The sequence below is a fragment of the Streptomyces flaveolus genome, from assembly GCF_000716535.1.
GTDB lineage: Bacteria > Actinomycetota > Actinomycetes > Streptomycetales > Streptomycetaceae > Streptomyces > Streptomyces flaveolus_A.
The window spans coordinates 83,193-100,354 of the sequence record NZ_JNWV01000016.1 but is presented as its reverse complement, the minus strand read 5'-3'; the positions used below and the strand labels follow the sequence as shown (position 1 = coordinate 100,354).

The following is a 17,162-nucleotide window of genomic DNA, read 5'->3' as shown; positions in this document are numbered from 1 at the left end:
TGCTCAGCGCACCTCGACGCTCAGTCCTTCCAGGCCCCGGATCACGAAGTTCGGCTTGCGCTTCGGCTCCTCGGCCAGGGTCAGGGTCGGGGCCTGCCGGAGGAGGGCCGTCATGGACGCCGCCAGCTCCATGCGGGCCAGGGGGGCGCCGATGCAGTAGTGGATGCCCGCGCTGAAGGAGATGTGCGGGTTCTCCTCGCGGGTGAGGTCCAGGCGGGCGGGGTCGGTGAAGACCGCCGGGTCGTGGTTGGCGGAGCCGAAGAGCATGGCGATCTCCGAGCCCCTCGGGATCGTCGTGCCGTCGATCTCGATGTCGTCCAGGACCCAGCGTTCGAAGAGCTGGAGTGGGGTGTCGTAGCGCATCAGCTCCTCGATCGCGGAGGGGATCAGGGAGTGGTCCGCGCGGAGGGCCGCCAGCTCGTCCGGGTTGCGGAACAGCGCCCACCAGCCGTTCACCGTGGCGTTGACCGTCGCCTCGTGGCCCGCGTTGAGGAGCAGCACCGCCGTGGAGATCATCTCCTGCTCCGTGAGGCGGTCCCCCTCGTCGTGGGCCGCGATCAGCCCCGAGATCAGGTCGTCCCCGGGCTCCTTGCGGCGGGCCGCGATCAGCTCCCGCAGACAGTCCGAGAACTCCACCGACGCCCGCACCGCCCGCGCCGCCGTCTCCTCGGACGGGTTCAGCTCGTACATCCCGCAGATGTCCGCCGACCAGGGGCGCAACTGTCCCCGGTCCGCCTCCGGGATGCCCAGCATCTCGGCGATCACGGCCACCGGCAGCGGCTCCGCCACGTCCGTGAGCAGATCACCGCCGCCGTCGCCGACCAGGGCGGCCACCAGGTCGTTCGCCAGGCCCTGCACATACGGCCGCAGCCGTTCCACCGTGCGCGGCGTGAACGCCTTCGACACCAGGCGCCGGATCCGGGTGTGGTCCGGCGGCTCCAGGTCGAGCATGCCGTGGTCGTTGAGGGTGTGGAACGGCTCGTGCTCCGGCGGGGGCGGGGTGCGGCCGAACTCCTCGTGGCCGAACCGGTGCTGGTACGTCCGGCCCAGCCGGCGGTCGCGCAGCAGCGCCGAGACGTCCGCGTGGTGCGGGACCAGCCACTGGTCGGTCGGCTCGTACCGGATCACCCGGCCGCGGGCCCGCAGCTCCGCGTAGGCCGGGTACGGGTCGGCGACGAACGCCGGGTCCCAGGGATCGAACGCGAGGTCGGTGCAGCCTGCCATGCGGGGACGCTAACGCGCCGGGCCCACGTCTGACCAGGGTGCCCGGCCTCCGTCGAGGACGACCTCTGCCCCGGCGCCGGTCCCCGGTCGGATCCCCGTGTCCACGGGTCAGACGACGGGCTCCGTGCTGACCAGGATGTAGATGCCCAGGTCGTCGTCGTACGACACGGTGTGGCCACGCTCCTCCAGCCGCTCCACCAGCTCTTCGCTCGGAGTGCGGAAGACGTCCAGCTTGTCGAACGTGACGGTGATGTCGGCCGCCTCGTCGCGGAAGCGCCACAGCTCGACGGCGGTGAGCGTGCCGCCCTCGGGGAAGGACAGGACGTACTGGAACGCGGAGTCGTCGAAGTCGACGACGTACTTGCCGGGGGCCGCTCGGCTCCCGGCCGGTGGCTGACACGGCCCAGCGTCGGGGCGATCTCCATCGCCTCGTCGAACGGCATACCGAACCGGAACGGCCCGACGCCGGCGTGCGGCACGAGTTCCAGTTCCATGCGCGGTAGTCGTCCTCCTCGTACACCTTCGAACACTGGCCGGCAGCAACAGGGAGCAGTCGCCCCTGATATGACAGCAGGTCAGCCCGGCGTCACCAGCCGCGCCTCGTACGCGAACACCGCCGCCTGGGTGCGGTCGCGCAGGCCCAGCTTCACCAGGATCCTGCTCACATGGGTCTTGATCGTCGACTCCGCCACCACCAGGCGCCCGGCGATCTCCGCGTTCGACAGGCCCTGGGCGATCAGGACCAGCACCTCGGTCTCGCGTTCCGTCAGTTCCCCGTACGCCGCCCGGGCCGCCGGCATCAGCCGGGGGGTGTCCGCCAGGCGGGAGAACTCCGTGATCAGACGCCGGGTGACCGAGGGGGCCAGCAGGGCCTCGCCCGCCGCCACCACCCGCACCCCGTCGGCGAGCTGGCGCGCCGAGGCGTCCTTGAGGAGGAAGCCGGAGGCTCCCGCGCGCAGCGCCTGGTACACGTACTCGTCCAGGTCGAACGTGGTCAGCACCAGCACCTTCGCGGTCTCGTCGGCCGCGACGATCTCCCGGGTCGCCTCGATGCCGTTCAGCTCCGGCATGCGGATGTCCATCAGGACGACGTCCGGGGACAGTTCACGGACCCGGTCCACAGCCTCCCGGCCGTTGACCGCCTCCCCGACGACCTCGATGCCCGGCATCGCGTTCAGCAGCACCGAGAATCCCTCGCGGACCATCATCTGGTCGTCCGCGATCAGCACACGGATCGTCATGCCCCGCCCTCGATCGCGGGGGCCGCCACCGGCACCGGCAGGAACACCGCCACCTCGTAGCCCCCCTCGTCCGTGGCGGCCGCCGTCATCTCGCCGTTCAGCATCGAGACCCGCTCCCGCATGCCCGTGATGCCGTGCCCGGCCCCGGGCGAGGGCTTGACCAGACTCGGCGCCGGGGGCGGCCCGTTGACTATCCGCAGGCCCAGACCGCCCAGGACGTAGCCGATCTCGACACGGGCGCTCGCGCCGGGGGCGTGGCGCAGGGTGTTGCTCAGCGCCTCCTGCACGATGCGGTACGCCGACAGCTCCACCCCCTGCGGCAGCTCCCGCACCGCGCCGGTCACCACCTTCTCCACCTCCAGACCGGCCTCCCGCACGTTCGCCAGCAGCCCGTCCAGGTCCGCCAGGGTGGGCTGCGGGGCGTCCGGCGCCTCGTAGTTCTCGGCGCGGACCACCCCGAGGACCCGGCGCAGCTCGGTCAGCGCCGCCACCGCGTTCTCCCGGATGGTGGCGAACGCCTTCTCCAGCTCCGGCGGCGGGTTCTCCACCCGGTACGGCGCGGCCTCCGCCTGGATCGCGACCACCGACATGTGGTGGGCGACCACGTCGTGCAGCTCCCGGGCGATCGTCGTACGCTCCTCCAGCAGGGTGCGACGCGAGCGCTCGTGCTCGGTCACCGACTGCTGCGCGGTCACCTCCTGCTCGGCCTCGCGGCGTACGTGCCGGACCGTGACGACCAGCAGGGCCAGCGCGGACAGCACCAGCATGGGGCCGGTGTCGGTGTTGTCGTTCCCGTAGCCGAAGAGGGTCTCGGCCCAGAAGCCGTACAGCGCGGTGCACAGCCACATCCAGCCCGCCGTGCGCGGACGGGTCCGGCTCGCCACGATCGTGAGCACCAGCAGGTGGGAGACGAAGCCGCCCGGCGGCCAGGGCCGGGCGCCCCAGCCGCCGCTGAGGACCGAGGCGACCGTCGTGGCCGCGAACGACAGCCAGAACGCGCCGACCGGACGCACCAGGGTCAGCAGCACCGGGGCGAGGGCGAGCAGCCCGCACAGCAGGGACGGTCCGCCGATGTCGGTGTTCACCGTGCCGACGAGCAGCGCCACGAGCCCGCCGGCCACCACCACCGCGTGCGGGGTCCAGGCCGCGCGGGCCCGCATCCGGTCGGACAGGTGGCGGGTGAGGCGGCCGTCCACCGCCATGCGGGGCAGCGGCCGGTAGGCGAAGGCATCGTGGAACAGGTCCTGCCGCAGTCCGCGCAGGGCGTCCACGGCCAGCCGGAACTCAGGACTGCGCGGCCGGCCGGCCGCGCCCTGCGGTGTCGTCTGCGTCTGCGTCGTCTCGGTCACGTGCCACACGGTAGGTCCGAACCGGACTCCTGGTCGTCCCCTTGGAGTGGGGTCCTCGGGGGTCCGTCTCAAGTACTACGGGTCTGCCCGGCACCACGGCTGTCACCAGGCGAGCTGGGCGATCTCCTCCGCCACCACCGCGCAGGCGTCCGCGGCCGGGTCGATCAGCGGGAAGTGGCCCACGTCCTCCAGGAGGGTCAGCCCGACCATTTCGCCCGCCTTCGCCGCGGCGTCCGCGTAGGACTCGGCCACCGGCTGCGGGACGACCAGGTCGCCGCGGCCCTGGACGAGGGTCGTGGCGATGCCCGTCGGCAGGAGCAGGACCGGGTCCGCGTACGGGCGGCGGTCGGCGAAGGCGTCCGGGCCGCCGAGGAGTTGCAGGGACGCGTGCGCGCAGACCTCCAGTTTCTCCGCCACCTCGAAGTCCGCGATGGGGGCGAGCGCGACGACGCCGCGGAGATCGGCCGGGCCGTCGGTCCGCCACGGGGCGTCCGGGGGCAGGACATGGCGGGCCGCCGCCCACAGCGCCAGATGCCCGCCCGCCGAGTGGCCGGTCAGGACCGTGCGGCGCGGGTCCGCCTGCGGCAGCGCCTCGCGGACCAGCGCCGGCAGGGCGTCCAGGGCCGCCGCGACGTCGTCGAAGGTGTCGGGCCAGCGGCCGGCCGGCGGCGTGCCGTCGTCCGGTGCGCCGGCCGGGCCCTCGCCGCCCCGTCTGTACTCGACGTTGGCCACCGCGAAGCCTCTGCGGGCCAGGTGGTCCGCGAAGGGGGTGATGTGGCGGCGGTCGTAGCGGGCGCGCCAGGCGCCGCCGTGCAGGACGACGACCAGCGGGGCGAGGGTGCCGGGAGCGGCGGAGTACGGGCCGGGGCGGGGAGCGTAGAAGTCGATCACCTGGTCGGGGTGGTCACCGTACGCGGCGGTGACGTCGGGGTCGACCGGGGAGTGCGAGAAGGCCGACTCCTCTTCGGCGGCGGCGCGGGCTGCGGCGGCGTCGTCCGGCATGCTCCAACCTCTCAGCGACGGTGGGGTACCTCCCAGGCCTTCGGCACTGGGGGAGGGTTTGGCGGACCAGGGGGGGACCTCGGCCGTTGGCGGGGACGGTACCAGGCCGGTGACGTGCGGGGACACGGGGATGTGACGGGCCGTGAGGTCGCCCGGCTCTCCGGGCCCCCGAAAGGCCCGGTGCGGGGGCCGAGGCGACCGGGCCCGCGCCCGGCGCCCCGCCCCCCGCACCTGCCCTATGCCAGCTCCTCCCCCAGCACCCGCGCCGCCCGCTCCACGTCCCGGAAGCCCACGTACAGCGGGGTGAAGCCGAAGCGGAGGACGTCGGGGTGGCGGAAGTCACCCACCACGCCCCGGGCGATCAGGCGTTTCATCACCTCGCCCGCGTCCGGGCAGCGCAGGGCGATCTGGCTGCCCCGCTCCGCGTGCCGCTCCGGGGTCACGCACTCCACCCGGCCCGGCTCGGTGTACTCCTCCACGCACCGCAGGAAGAAGTCCGTCAGTGCCAGGGACTTGGCGCGGACGGCGTCGACGGACACCCCGTCCCAGACGTCGAGGGCGGCCTCCAGCGCCAGCAGGGAGAGGATGTCCGGGGTGCCGACCCGGCCGCGCACCGCGCCCGCCGCCGGGGCGTACGACGGGCTCATCCCGAACGGCTCGGCGTGGGAGTTCCAGCCGGGCAGCGGGGAGTCGAAGCGGTCCTGAAGCTCCCGGCGCACGTACAGGTACGCCGGTGAACCCGGACCGCCGTTCAGGTACTTGTAGGTGCAGCCGACCGCGAGGTCCACGCCGTGCTCGTCCAGGCCCACCGGCAGCGCGCCCGCGCTGTGGCACAGGTCCCAGACCGCGAGGGCGCCGCAGGCGTGGACCGCGGCGGTGAGCGCCGGGAGGTCGTGCAGCCGGCCGGTGCGGTAGTCGACGTGGTTGAGCAGCACGGCGGCCGTACGGTCGCCCAGCGCGGACGGCACCTCGGCCGGCGTCACCGCGCGCAGGGTGCGGCCGGTCAGCCGGGCCGCCGACTCGGCGATGTAGCCGTCGGTGGGGAAGGTCGTGGCGTCCACCAGGAGTTCGTCGCGGCCGTCGCCCGCCATGCGGATCGCGGCGACCAGCGCCTTGAAGACGTTGACGCTGGTGGAGTCGCCGACGACGACCTGGCCGGGCGCCGCGCCGACCAGCGGGGCGATCCGGTCGCCGATCCGCTCCGGCGCGGTCCACCAGCCGCTCTCCTCCCAGGAGCGGATGCGCAGTTCGCCCCACTGGCGGCGGACGACGTCCGCGACCCGGTCGGGGACGTGCGCGGGCAGGGCGCCGAGGGAGTTGCCGTCGAGGTAGACCACCTCGTCGAGGACGAAGCGATCCCGCAGGGCGGCCAGTTCGTCGGCCTCGTCCAGCTCCTTCGCGAGCAGGGGCAGCTCAGACATGGGACCTCGCCGTCCACAGCTCGGGGAACACGTTCTTGCGGGCGCGCTTCTCCAGCCAGGCCACGCCGGCGGAGCCGCCCGTGCCGGCCTTGGCGCCCATCGCGCGCCGGGTGGCGACCAGGTGGTCGTTGCGCCAGCGCCAGACCAGTTCGGCCACGTCGCTCAACGCCTCGCCGAGGCGGGCGAGTTCGGCGTTCTGGTCGCCGGAGTAGATCTCCGCCCAGGCCGCCTCCACGGCGTCCGTGGGCTCGTAGCGCTGGGAGACGTCACGGTGCAGCACGGAGTCGGGGATCGCGTGGCCGCGGCGCGCGAGGAGCCGTACCACCTCGTCGTACAGGCTGGGCTCGTGCAGCGCCTTCTCCAGTTCCGCGTGGACGCGCGGGGCGCCGCGGTGCGGGACGAGCATGGAAGCGGACTTCTCGCCGAGCAGGAACTCAAGGCGCCGGTACATCGCCGACTGGAATCCGGAGCCCTCGCCGAGGGCGCCGCGGTAGGAGTTGAACTGCGCCGGGGTGAGCTGGCCGAGCGGCTTCCAGGAGGCGTTCAGGGCCTCCAGTTCCCGCACGGAGCGCTTCAGCGCGGCGAGGGCGGTCGGCACGTCGTCGGCGCGGAGGGCCTGCGCGGCCGTCTCCCACTCGTGCACGATGACCGTGAACCACAGCTCCATGACCTGCGTGGTCACCAGGAAGACCATCTCTCCGGGGTCGTCGGAGAGGGTGTGCTGGAGGTGGGTGAGGACGTCCGCCTTGACGTAGTCCTCGTACGGCGTCGTCCCCGCGAAATCGAGATTCGGGGTCTCGGGCTCAGCGGCCTCGTAAGGGGGGTGAGCCTGTTGGGACATCGCTGTCTCCTGTTGTTACTCCGGGTAGCGGTCCGCCCCTGCCGATGCCGGCACGGGGGCCCCGGTCCCCAAACGGAATCCTCCGCAATCACCCCCGATACGGCAAGGCCGATCATTCCTCGTGCCGGGCGCCGCCACCGAGGGGAGCACGTCCGGCGGCGACCAGCGCGGCGGCCAGGACGAGCAGCAGGGCCGCCGCCGACAGCGCGGCGCGCAGACCCAGGGCGGAGGCCAGCGCGCCGCCCAGGAGCCCGCCGACCGGCATGCTGCCCCAGGCGAGCATCCGGTACGCGGCGGTCACCCGGCCGGTGAGCGCGTCCGGGATGCGGGCCTGCCGTTCGGAGACCGTGACCACGTTCCACACCACCACCATCAGCCCGTTGACGGCCAGCAGGGCCGCGGCGAGCGCGGCCGGGCGGGTGACCGTCAGCAGGCCGAAGGCCGCCGCCGAGCCGGCGGCGGAACCGACCAGCAGCAACCGGTGGGGCAGCCGCCGGGCCAGCGGGGCGGCGACCAGGGAGCCGACGACGCTGCCCACGGCGCTCGCCGTCAGAAGCAGCCCGTAGCCCGTGCCGTCGAGGTGCCACTGGTGCCGGGCGAAGAGGACCATGACCCCCCAGGCGGCAGCGCTGCCCATGCCCAGCAGGACCGTCGCCAGGGCGAGCACCCGGACCACCCGGTCGTCGCGCAGCCAGCGCAGCCCCTCGGCGACGCTGTGCCGCAAGGACGGGGCGCCCTCCGGCGACGACGTCCGAGGCGGGCGGAAGCGGCCCCGTACGCCCGCCAGCAGGGCCACGCCCAGCAGGTAGCTGACCGCGTCGACGCCGGCCGGCAGCCAGCGTGCGACCGCGAACAGGGCGGCACCCGCGGCCGGCCCCACGAACTGGACGAGCACGGTGGAACTGCCCTGGAGGAGGCTGTTGGCGCGGACCAGCGAGCCGGTCCCGGCCACGGCGGGGATCACCGCCTGCACGGAGGTGTCGAAGAAGATCTGCGCCGATCCCAGGGCGAACAGCACGACCAGCAGCAGCCAGATGTTCCCCACGCCGAGCGCCACCGCCGCCGCCAGGGCCGCCACGAGCAGCGCGCGGCAGGAGTCGGCGATCAGCAGCACCTTCCTGCGGTCCCAGCGGTCGACCAGCCCGCCCGCCGGCAGCCCCAGGAACAGCCAGGGTGCCTGCATGGCGGCGGCGGCCGCGGAGACGAGCACCGGGTCACGGGTCCAGTGCGTGGCCAGCAGGGGGAACGCGCTCAGCTCCAGCCCGTCGCCGAGCCCGGAGACCGCCGCCGCGGTCCACACCAGCCAGAAGTCCCGGGACAGCCCCATGGGCCCCGGCCTCCGCGCCCCGGCAGAGGCGTCGTGGCACGGGGCCAGGGCGGACTCGTGCGTCACGTACGGATCAGCCCAGGGTCTGGGCCGCCGTCGGCGAGGAGTCCTTCAGGAACTGTGTGCAGCGCTCGTACTCCTCCTGCTCGCCGATCGCCTGGGCGGCGCGGGCGAGGGCGTGCAGGGCGCGCAGGAAGCCGCGGTTCGGCTCGTGCTCCCACGGCACCGGGCCGTGCCCCTTCCAGCCGTTGCGGCGCAGGGCGTCCAGGCCACGGTGGTAGCCCGTACGGGCGTAGGCGTACGACTCCACGACCGAGCCCCGCTCGAACGCCTCGTCGGCCAGCTGGGCCCAGGCGAGGGAGGAGGTGGGGTACTTGGCGGCGACGTCCGCCGGCGCGGTGCCGTTCGCCAGGGCCTCGCGGGGACCCGGGTCGTCGGGGAGGTGGGTCGGGGGCGGACCGCCGAGAAGGTTCTCGTGAATCGTCATGACCTCAGTTTCGCGCATGGCCCCGACAACCGGCTCAGCACGGGGTGCAAGCGCCCGAAGGGGCGCGGGGAACTGCGCGACAAGCCCCCACCAAGCCGCAGCCGAAGACCCACACCGACCACGCCCCCAACCGCCCACAGCCGAACCAGCGCCCCGAAGGGGCGCGGGGAACTGCGCGACCAGCCCCCACCAAGCCGCACGGAGCAACGCCACCAGCCCCACCGAGCCGCAGCGAACCACGCCGCCAGCCCCACCGAACCGCGGCCGGAGATCCACCCGGCGCTCACCCCGGCCGGTCGGCCTCCAACGGCGGAGCCGTCACGTTGCCGTGGGTCCGGCATTCCGGCCGCGGGCATCCCGGCGCCGGCCGGCGGACCAGGGCGAAGGCGATCGCCGAGCCCAGCAGCAGCACCCCCGCGCAGATCGGCATCGCCCGGTCGAACGCCGCGTCGAACGCCGTGGGCGACCGGTACGCCTCCGGCCCCATCCCCGCCAGCAGCGGCAGCGCCGCCACCGCCACCAGCCCCGCCGCCCGCGCCGCCGCGTTGTTGATGCCGCTGGCCAGGCCCGCCCGGGCGGTGTCGACGGAGGCGAGGACCGTGGCCGTCAGGGGCGCGACCAGGGTGACCATGCCGGCGCCCATCACGAGGAGGGCCGGGAGCACGTCGGTCAGGTAGTCCGCCCCCTTCCCCACCCGCAGCATCAGCAGCATCGCCACCGCGCACAGCAGCGGACCCACCGTCAGCGGCAGGCGCGGCCCGGTGCGGTCGGCCAGCGCGCCGGAGCGGGAGGAGAACAGCAGCATCAGGGCCGTGGTGGGCAGCAGGGCCGTACCGGCGGCGAGCGGCGAGTAGCCCGCCACCACCTGGAGCTGGAGCGCGGTGAGGAAGAAGAAGCCGCCGAAGGCCGCGTACACGCACAGGGTGACGAGGTTGACCGCCGTGAACTGGCGCGAGGCGAAGATGTCCGGCGGAAGCATCGGGTCGGGACGGTGCCGCTCGACGTGTACGAAGGCCACCGCCGCCGCGAGGCCCGCCGCCCCGGTCAGGGCGACCGCCAGGGAGCCGCCCCGGGCCTCGATCAGCGCGTACGTCAGCAGGGCGAGGGAGAGCGCCCCGAGGGCCGCGCCCAGGACGTCGAAGCGGCCGTGGGCGCGGTGGTCGGCGGATTCCGGTACGTGCCGCAGCGCGATCGGCGCGCACAGCAGCGCCACGGGCACGTTGAGGAGGAACACCCAGCGCCAGCCGGGCCCGGCCACCAGCCAGCCGCCGAGGAAGGGGCCGACGGCGGCGCCGATCCCGCCGAAGCCGGACCACAGGCCGACCGCCCGGCTGCGGTCGTCGGGGTGGAAGGACGCCTGGATGAGGGCGAGCGAGCCGGGGGTGAGCAGGGCCCCGCCGATGCCCTGGAGGGCGCGGGCGGCGATGAGGATCCCGGAGGTGGGGGCCAGGCCGCACAGCAGGGAGGCCGCCGCGAACCAGACCACCCCGAGGACGAAGACCTTCCGGCGCCCGTAGCGGTCGCCCAGCGAGCCGCCCAGCAGGATCAGCCCGGCCAGCGTGACCATGTACGCGTTGACCGTCCACTGGAGGGCGGCGAGGCTCGCGTCGAGGTCCTGGCCGATGCGCGGCAGGGCGACGTTGACGACGGTGGAGTCCAGCATCGCCATGCTGGAGCCGAGGACGGTGGTCAGCAGGATCCACTTGCCCTGGGGCGAGGCGAGCCGGACGTCGGGCATGCCCCCAGGTATACAGCGGGCCCGGCGGCAGGGACAGCCACCGGGCCCGCTGGAACGCCGTACCGCTTACTTGATCTTGTTGCCCGCCGAGCGCAGGTGCTGCGTGGCCTCGACGACGCGCGCGGCCATGCCGGCCTCGGCCAGCTTGCCCCAGGTGCGCGGGTCGTAGGCCTTCTTGTTGCCGACCTCGCCGTCGACCTTCAGGACGCCGTCGTAGTTCTGGAACATGTGGCCGGCGACCGGACGGGTGAAGGCGTACTGGGTGTCCGTGTCGAGGTTCATCTTCACCACGCCGTTCTCCAGCGCGGTCAGGATCTCCTGCTCGGTGGAGCCGGAGCCGCCGTGGAAGACGAAGTCGAACGGGGAGGCCTTGCCGAACTTGGCGGCGACGCCCTCGCTCAGCTCCTTCAGCAGCTCCGGGCGCAGCACGACGTTGCCCGGCTTGTACACGCCGTGCACGTTGCCGAAGGAGGCGGCCAGCAGGTAGCGGCCCTTCTCGCCCAGGCCCAGGGCCTCGGCGGTGCGGATCGCGTCGTCGACGGTGGTGTACAGCTCGTCGTTGATCTCGTGGGAGACGCCGTCCTCCTCGCCGCCGGTCGGGGTGATCTCCACCTCCAGGATGATCTTGGCGGCGTGGGCGCGCTCCAGCAGCTCCTGGGCGATGGAGAGGTTGTCGGCGAGGGTCTCGGCGGAGCCGTCCCACATGTGCGACTGGAACAGCGGGTTGCGGCCGGCCTTGACGCGCTCCTCGGAGATCGCGATCAGCGGACGCACGTACCCGTCGAGCTTGTCCTTCGGGCAGTGGTCGGTGTGCAGGGCGATGTTGACCGGGTACTTCTCGGCGAGGACGTGCGCGTACTCGGCGAGCGCCACGGCGCCGGTCACCATGTCCTTGCTGTACTGCCCGCCGAGGAACTCGGCCCCGCCGGTCGAGATCTGGACGATGCCGTCGCTCTCCGCCTCCGCGAAGCCGCGCAGGGCCGCGTTCAGGGTCTGCGAGGAAGTCACGTTGATGGCCGGGTAGGCGAACTTGCCTGCCTTCGCCCGGTCGAGCATCTCGTTGTAGACCTCGGGGGTTGCGATGGGCATCCTGTCCGCTCCTTGTGTTGCGGGTTGGCGTTCTGCGTTACGGCCCTGACCTAGACCTGGGGTGCGACGTCATCGTCGGCCCCATCTTTCCAGACATGGGGGGCTGGGTCGGCGCCCCGGTCAAGTGCAGGTCAAACCGCCCGGTCAGTCCAGACCCAGTTCATCCTTCGAGAAGGCGAACCGGTACGGAACGCCCGCTCCGGCCTCGATCTTCTCGGCGGCGCCGGTCGCCCGGTCCACGATGGTCGCGACGGCGACGACCTCGGCACCGGCCTCGCGGACGGCCTCGACGGCGGTCAGCGGGGAACCGCCGGTGGTGGAGGTGTCCTCCACCACCAGGACCCGGCGGCCCGCGATGTCCGGGCCCTCGACGCGCCGCTGGAGCCCGTGCGCCTTGGCGGCCTTGCGGACGACGAACGCGTCGAGCCTGCGCCCGCGCGCGGCGGCGGCGTGCAGCATGGCGGCGGCGACCGGGTCGGCGCCCATGGTGAGCCCGCCGACCGCGTCGAACTCGAGGTCCTCGGTCAGGTCCAGCAGCACCTGGCCGACCAGCGGGGCGGCCTCGCCGTCGAGGGTGACGCGGCGCAGGTCGACGTAGTAGTCGGCCTCCAGACCGGAGGAGAGGGTCACCTTGCCGTGCACCACGGCCTTGTCCTTGATCTGCTGCAGCAGCGCGCCACGTACATCCGTCATGCCGACCAGCTTAGAGCCGCCGCCAGCTCCAGGTGGTGCCGGCTTCCAGCGGGTCCAGGGGGGTGACCAGGCGCGGGAGGGTGTTCAGCCCGTTGGGCGGACCGGTCTGCGGCTCCACGCAGACGGCCTCGGCCTGCTCGTCGTAGACCACCACCCACTCCTCCCGGCTCGCCACCTTCAGCTCGAGCTGTCCGGGCCAGGTGAGGGTGACGTCGACGCCGCCGGGCATGCCGAAGCAGTCGTCCCAGGGGCCCGGCCGCGGGTCGACGCGGTTGCCGGTGGGCAGGTGGTCGGCGCCGCGCTCCTCCTGCCAGGCGGGCTTGAAGTCCAGCCGGACGTCCTCGCCGCCGAGGTTGCGGTGGAACCACGGGTGCCAGCCGAGCTGCGCGGGGAAGGAGTCGTCGTACGTCTCCACGGACATCGTCAGCGTCAGGCCGTCCTCGGCGAGCGCGACGATCTGGGTGACGCGGGCGGGGTGCGGCCAGGGGTCGGTCAGCTCGTACGTGATCACCGCCTCGTTCTCCGTGACGCGCGCGGTGCGCCAGGCGCCGTCGCGGGCGGTGCCGTGGATGGCGTGCGGCGGGGAGTTGAGCGGCATCTGGCGGACGGTGCCGCCGTCCAGGAAGCGGCCGTCCCGGATCCGGCCGCACCAGGGCACCATCGGGAAGCAGCCGTAGCGGGGCCCTTGCCTCAGCAGTTCCAGGGAGCCGACCCGGAGGCTGCTGATGCGGCCGCCGTTGGCCGGGCTGACGCGTGCTTCCGCTTCGCCTGCGGTCAGCGTGATGTCTTCGTTACTCACGGGACGACAGTACTGGGGGGAGAAGGGTGCCGACGTGGCCGCGGGGCCGTCGTCGTCGCTCAGCGGCGCTTGCGCAGCGCTCTGCTCACGACGATCGCCGACGCCACCGCCAGGGCCGCCGCCGGTGCCGCCCAGCGCAGCGCCGAGGTCGCCGTGACGGTCTGCGGCGCCGGGACCGGGGCGTAGCGGCCGCGCGGCGGGGCGTGGTCGACCTCCTCGGCGCTGCGACCGATCATCGTTCGGCGGGCGTGCGCGGCCTCGGCGGGGGGTTCCCCGGTGTCGGCGAAGTCGCCGGAGGGGCGGTCGGTGGAGGCGGTGACGATCCCGGGGTCGGCGTCCGTGCCGGCGTCCGGGTCCGCGCCGAGGTCCGTGTCGAGGTCTTCGTCCGCGTCCGGGTCCAGGGAGGGCGGGGGGACCTCGGTCTCGAAGACGGAGCTGCGGGTGGCGCCGGCAGGGGGCTTCGGCTGCTCGTCGGCACCGGCGTCGGCGTCGGAACGGGCATCGGCACCGGCGGCCAGCGACTCCAGGAAGCGGTTCAGCAGCCGGGTCGCCGCCGCGGTCACCGTCTCCGCCGGCAGTTCCGTGATCCGGCCGGTCGCGTCGGCGGTGCCCTCCGCCGTGACCGTGCAGCCGCCCTCGGCGTCCGCGAGGCGCAGGGTCAGGGCGAGCTTGACCGCGCCGGTGCCGCGGGCCTCGGTGGCGTCGCCCACGACGGCGTACGTGCCGTCCTCGCGGGCGGTGACCCGGGCCGTGCCGCGGTAGGTGACGGAGTGTCCGCCGAGCCGCAGCTTCAGCCGGCCGGTGATCGGTTCGGCACCGGCGTCCTGTTGCAGGCCGGGGATCGCCCGGGCCACGCGTGTCTGGTCGGCCAGTGCCGCGCCGATCCGCTGGGCGGGGGCCGGGACGAAGACCTGGTGCTCCATGTCCGAGGAGCCTACCCAGTTGCGGCCGGAACTCACCCGGTCGTGAACCCTCTCAGTACCTCGGATGCACCAGTGTCGACACCGGCATCCCGGCCACCCGCGTCCGTTCCGCCGCCCGCGCGTCCGCCGTCAGCTCGGCCTGCGTCAAGGTCCCCGCGCGCTCGCGGCCCACGCGCAGGGCGGGCGCGGCATCCCCGCGCGCCGCCAGCAGAAACCCCCAGTCGTGTGGTGCGCGGGACGCCCCCGTCGAGCGGTCGGGGCCGGCCGCGAAGGCGGAGTCGTGGCCGGGCACCCGGTAGGGCGAGGCGGCGAAGCCGGCGGCGCGCAGGGTCGCGGCGACGGTCCAGAAGGCGCGGGGCCGGGCGGTGACGGGCCCGGCGTGCACCACCAGCCGGCCGTCCGGCGCCAGGACGCGGCGGGCCAGTCCGTAGAACTCCTGGGAGTACAGCTTGGTGCTGGCGGTGATGCCGGGATCGGGCAGGTCGCTGATCACGACGTCGTACGCCGGTCCGCGCGCCTGCCGCAGCCAGCTGAGCGCGTCGGCCGTGGTGACGCGCACGCGCGAGTCGGCGAGCGCGTGCCCGTTGGCGGCGGACAGGCCGGGGTCGCGGCGGGCCAGCCGTACCAGGCCCGGGTCGAGTTCGACGATGTCCACGCGGCGCACCCCGGGGTGGCGCAGCACCTCGCGGGCGGCCAGGCCGTCGCCGCCGCCGAGGATCAGCACGCGCGCGTGCGGGCCGGTCAGGGCCGGCCGGACCAGGGCCTCGTGGTAGCGGTGCTCGTCCCGGCCGCCGACCCGGAGGCGGCCGTCGAGGAAGAGGTCGAGGGGCTCGCCGTGGGTGCCGCCGGCGAGGACGACCTCCTGGACGTCGGTCCGCACGGCCACCCGGACGTCCGTGCCGTAGACGGCGCGCCGGGCGGCCCGCTCGAAGTCGCCGGCGAGGGCGGCGGCGGAGGCGAGGACACCGAGGACGACGAGCCCGGCGAGGAGCAGGGTCCAGCGGGCGCGGCGGGTGAGGTCGCGGCGGAAGAGGCCGAGGACCAGGGCGCCGCCCGCCACGACGTTGACCGTTCCGGTCAGCAGGGCGCCCGTCAACTGGCCGAGGAACGGCAGCAGGAGGAAGGGGAAGGCGAGGCCGCCGACCAGCGCGCCCACGTAGTCCGCGGCGAACAGGTCGGCCACCGCGCCGCCCGCGTCCTGCCGGCGGATGCGCTGGATCAGTTCCATCAGCAGCGGCACCTCGGCGCCGATGAGCAGGCCGATGGCGAGGGAGAAGGCGACCAGGAGGCAGCGCGGCCCGTCGGCCCACATCCCGCCCCAGCCGGCGGTCCAGGCGAAGACGGCGTACAGGGCCATGGCGCTGCACCCGCCGATCAGCGCGAGGGCGGACTCGACCGCGCCGAATCCGGCCGCCGCGTGGCAGCGCAGCCGCTTGGCGCCGAGCGAGCCGATGCCCATCGCGAACACCATCACGGAGAGCACCACGGAGGCCTGGGTGACCGAGTCGCCCATCAAGTACGAGGCGAAGGCGACCAGTTCGAGTTCGTACACGAGTCCGCAGGCCGCGCAGACGAAGACGCACACGAGGACCAGGAACCGCCCGGTGCCGGGCCGGACGGGCAGCCGTGCGGGGCCTGTCCAGGAGGGCGGGGCGCCCGGGGGCGCTGGGGCGTGCGGTTCGATCACGCTGCGACGTTACGTCACTCGTGCGGCACGCTTCGTCACCCACACGTGTGGATCTGAGGGCGGTTGACGCCGTGCGGGTTTATGTCGCCGCGGGGTGCCGAGCCGCCGTCCGCGTCCGTGCCCCGACCCGGGTCCGGGTGGCCACGAGCTGGCCGTCCTGCGGGTAGGCGTGCCAGGTGCGCCAGTGCACCTGGCCCTCATGGTGCTGGGCCAGCATCGCGGTGAAGGCGTGCGGGCTGCCCGGGAAGACTCCGGCGAGGCCGTGCGGATGGTCGGAGACGAGGGCCAGCAGCTCCTGGGCGCGGCCCGCGAACGAGCCGGGGGTGAGCACCTCCACACGGGCGGCGAACTCGTACTCCCAGTCGCCGACGCGCTTGGCGACGCCCAGCGGCAGCGGGGTGCTGGAGCCGGGGATGCAGGCGACCGTCTCCGAACAGCGGCCTCGCTCTTCCTCCAGGAGCACCTGGTGGGACGCGCCGAGCAGCCTCAACTGCAGTTTGGCGCCCGTGAGTTCGAGATCGAGGGTGGCCAGGGCGGGCAGCGGCTCGCGTCCCAGGGCCCAGGCGAGGTCGGCCGCGCGCGTATCGGTGTAGGTGGTGTTCAGGGTCGTGAGCATGGATCGGCTCCGCTAACACGCAAGGAGGGGGAGATCGGCCATGTCAGCCCAGCCGGCCCGGCCGGGGTGGGGAGCCTGGGGGACGTCCGAGGGGCTGCGTTGGCGTTTTAGAGGGAATCATGAACAGTGGCGCCGCCACAGCGTTTTTACCCAACTTCGTGGGGTTTCCATCCCTCAGAGGGCTCCACAGCTCAACTGTTCAACCACAGCGTGCGCCGGGCGCGGGAAACGGACGCGGCCGAGCGCCCGCCGGGAGGTCTCCCCCGGCGGGCGCCCGGCCGTGTGCGGCCCGGATGCGGATCCCCCCGTTCCGGAAGCTCGGCTGCCCCGTGTCAGCCGCCTCCGCCGCATCCGCCCCCGCCGCCGCACGACGAACCCCCGCCGCAGGACGAGCCCCCGCCGCAGGAGTGACCCCCGTGCCCGCCGTGGCCCCCGTGCCCGCCGTGGCCCCCGTGCCCGCCCGACGACCCCGAGTCCCCGCCGCCGGCCCACCAGCTGGTCTCGCCCCCACTGCCCGCGTAGGCCGCCGAGGACGACGCCGACGACGAGCGGTACGCCCGGTTCCGCCGGCCGCCCTTGCCGAGCGACACTCCGCCGTGCCGGTTGCGGCGGTTACGGCCCGCCGCCGCCGCGATGACCAGAACCACGGCCACCGCCAGGATGATGCCGACGGTCATGGCGTCACCCTCCTTCCGTTCCCCCGAAGCGGCCCCCCGTGGGCGCCT

Annotated in this window: 17 protein-coding genes; all 17 read right to left on the bottom strand. The window is 73.8% G+C overall.

Annotated elements, in window-relative coordinates; genetic code table 11:
- Nucleotides 1–3 precede the first annotated feature (3 nt).
- Entirely contained in the window at nucleotides 4–1,224 is a 1,221-nt protein-coding gene (locus OO52_RS18140; RefSeq protein ID WP_030648312.1) for a cytochrome P450, read from the bottom strand.
- Between the two features lie 108 nt (nucleotides 1,225–1,332).
- Nucleotides 1,333–1,767, bottom strand: coding sequence for a hypothetical protein (locus tag OO52_RS50845; RefSeq protein WP_158712515.1), 435 nt, complete (start codon nucleotides 1,765–1,767; stop codon nucleotides 1,333–1,335).
- A gap of 32 nt (nucleotides 1,768–1,799) precedes the next feature.
- A complete protein-coding gene (locus tag OO52_RS18135; protein WP_030648309.1) occupies nucleotides 1,800–2,465 on the bottom strand; it encodes a response regulator in 666 nt (221 codons plus the stop codon).
- Complete coding sequence (locus OO52_RS18130) at nucleotides 2,462–3,814, bottom strand: sensor histidine kinase (protein WP_199819936.1); 1,353 nt, start codon at nucleotides 3,812–3,814, stop codon at nucleotides 2,462–2,464. The genes OO52_RS18135 and OO52_RS18130 overlap by 4 nt, the downstream gene beginning before the upstream one ends.
- 102 nt (nucleotides 3,815–3,916) lie before the next feature.
- Nucleotides 3,917–4,816, bottom strand: a complete 900-nt coding sequence (locus tag OO52_RS18125) for an alpha/beta hydrolase (RefSeq protein ID WP_030648303.1) — start codon at nucleotides 4,814–4,816, stop codon at nucleotides 3,917–3,919.
- Nucleotides 4,817–5,052: 236 nt separating this feature from the next.
- Nucleotides 5,053–6,237: a kynureninase gene (gene kynU, locus OO52_RS18120; protein WP_030648301.1), complete on the bottom strand. Its 1,185-nt coding sequence runs from the start codon at nucleotides 6,235–6,237 to the stop codon at nucleotides 5,053–5,055.
- Nucleotides 6,230–7,078, bottom strand: coding sequence for a tryptophan 2,3-dioxygenase family protein (locus tag OO52_RS18115; RefSeq protein WP_030648298.1), 849 nt, complete (start codon nucleotides 7,076–7,078; stop codon nucleotides 6,230–6,232). The genes kynU and OO52_RS18115 overlap by 8 nt, the downstream gene beginning before the upstream one ends.
- 112 nt (nucleotides 7,079–7,190) lie before the next feature.
- The gene (locus tag OO52_RS18110; RefSeq protein WP_030648295.1) at nucleotides 7,191–8,405 is read right to left on the bottom strand and encodes an MFS transporter; all 1,215 of its coding nucleotides are present in this window, start codon (nucleotides 8,403–8,405) and stop codon (nucleotides 7,191–7,193) included.
- A gap of 73 nt (nucleotides 8,406–8,478) precedes the next feature.
- Nucleotides 8,479–8,892, bottom strand: a complete 414-nt coding sequence (locus tag OO52_RS18105) for a DUF3151 domain-containing protein (RefSeq protein WP_030648291.1) — start codon at nucleotides 8,890–8,892, stop codon at nucleotides 8,479–8,481.
- Nucleotides 8,893–9,175: 283 nt separating this feature from the next.
- Nucleotides 9,176–10,630, bottom strand: coding sequence for an MFS transporter (locus tag OO52_RS18100; RefSeq protein WP_030648287.1), 1,455 nt, complete (start codon nucleotides 10,628–10,630; stop codon nucleotides 9,176–9,178).
- Nucleotides 10,631–10,696: 66 nt separating this feature from the next.
- A complete protein-coding gene (gene fbaA / locus OO52_RS18095; protein ID WP_030648285.1) occupies nucleotides 10,697–11,719 on the bottom strand; it encodes a class II fructose-bisphosphate aldolase in 1,023 nt (340 codons plus the stop codon).
- A gap of 144 nt (nucleotides 11,720–11,863) precedes the next feature.
- Nucleotides 11,864–12,412 (bottom strand): orotate phosphoribosyltransferase, encoded by a 549-nt coding sequence (gene pyrE, locus OO52_RS18090; RefSeq protein ID WP_030648281.1) that lies wholly within the window; start codon nucleotides 12,410–12,412, stop codon nucleotides 11,864–11,866.
- Between the two features lie 10 nt (nucleotides 12,413–12,422).
- A complete protein-coding gene (locus OO52_RS18085; RefSeq protein ID WP_030648279.1) occupies nucleotides 12,423–13,211 on the bottom strand; it encodes an aldose epimerase in 789 nt (262 codons plus the stop codon).
- A 59-nt stretch (nucleotides 13,212–13,270) separates the two neighbouring features.
- Nucleotides 13,271–14,134 (bottom strand): SRPBCC family protein, encoded by an 864-nt coding sequence (locus OO52_RS18080; protein ID WP_030648277.1) that lies wholly within the window; start codon nucleotides 14,132–14,134, stop codon nucleotides 13,271–13,273.
- A gap of 52 nt (nucleotides 14,135–14,186) precedes the next feature.
- On the bottom strand, nucleotides 14,187–15,821 hold the full coding sequence (locus OO52_RS18075) for a polyamine aminopropyltransferase (RefSeq protein WP_030648275.1): 1,635 nt from the start codon (nucleotides 15,819–15,821) through the stop codon (nucleotides 14,187–14,189).
- Between the two features lie 79 nt (nucleotides 15,822–15,900).
- The gene (locus tag OO52_RS18070; RefSeq protein WP_030648273.1) at nucleotides 15,901–16,437 is read right to left on the bottom strand and encodes a DUF2617 family protein; all 537 of its coding nucleotides are present in this window, start codon (nucleotides 16,435–16,437) and stop codon (nucleotides 15,901–15,903) included.
- Nucleotides 16,438–16,769: 332 nt separating this feature from the next.
- Nucleotides 16,770–17,114 (bottom strand): hypothetical protein, encoded by a 345-nt coding sequence (locus OO52_RS53980; protein ID WP_030648271.1) that lies wholly within the window; start codon nucleotides 17,112–17,114, stop codon nucleotides 16,770–16,772.
- Nucleotides 17,115–17,162 lie beyond the last annotated feature (48 nt).

What these genes read in the sequence shown, in the direction of transcription:
- OO52_RS18140 (WP_030648312.1), bottom strand. Translation starts at nt 1,224, where the DNA reads ATGGCAGGCTGCACCGACCTCGCGTTCGATCCCTGGGACCCGGCGTTC.
- OO52_RS18135 (WP_030648309.1), bottom strand. Translation starts at nt 2,465, where the DNA reads ATGACGATCCGTGTGCTGATCGCGGACGACCAGATGATGGTCCGCGAG.
- OO52_RS18125 (WP_030648303.1), bottom strand. Translation starts at nt 4,816, where the DNA reads ATGCCGGACGACGCCGCCGCAGCCCGCGCCGCCGCCGAAGAGGAGTCG.
- kynU (WP_030648301.1), bottom strand. Translation starts at nt 6,237, where the DNA reads ATGTCTGAGCTGCCCCTGCTCGCGAAGGAGCTGGACGAGGCCGACGAA.
- OO52_RS18115 (WP_030648298.1), bottom strand. Translation starts at nt 7,078, where the DNA reads ATGTCCCAACAGGCTCACCCCCCTTACGAGGCCGCTGAGCCCGAGACC.
- OO52_RS18110 (WP_030648295.1), bottom strand. Translation starts at nt 8,405, where the DNA reads ATGGGGCTGTCCCGGGACTTCTGGCTGGTGTGGACCGCGGCGGCGGTC.
- OO52_RS18105 (WP_030648291.1), bottom strand. Translation starts at nt 8,892, where the DNA reads ATGACGATTCACGAGAACCTTCTCGGCGGTCCGCCCCCGACCCACCTC.
- OO52_RS18100 (WP_030648287.1), bottom strand. Translation starts at nt 10,630, where the DNA reads ATGCCCGACGTCCGGCTCGCCTCGCCCCAGGGCAAGTGGATCCTGCTG.
- fbaA (WP_030648285.1), bottom strand. Translation starts at nt 11,719, where the DNA reads ATGCCCATCGCAACCCCCGAGGTCTACAACGAGATGCTCGACCGGGCG.
- pyrE (WP_030648281.1), bottom strand. Translation starts at nt 12,412, where the DNA reads ATGACGGATGTACGTGGCGCGCTGCTGCAGCAGATCAAGGACAAGGCC.
- OO52_RS18080 (WP_030648277.1), bottom strand. Translation starts at nt 14,134, where the DNA reads ATGGAGCACCAGGTCTTCGTCCCGGCCCCCGCCCAGCGGATCGGCGCG.
- OO52_RS18070 (WP_030648273.1), bottom strand. Translation starts at nt 16,437, where the DNA reads ATGCTCACGACCCTGAACACCACCTACACCGATACGCGCGCGGCCGAC.
- OO52_RS53980 (WP_030648271.1), bottom strand. Translation starts at nt 17,114, where the DNA reads ATGACCGTCGGCATCATCCTGGCGGTGGCCGTGGTTCTGGTCATCGCG.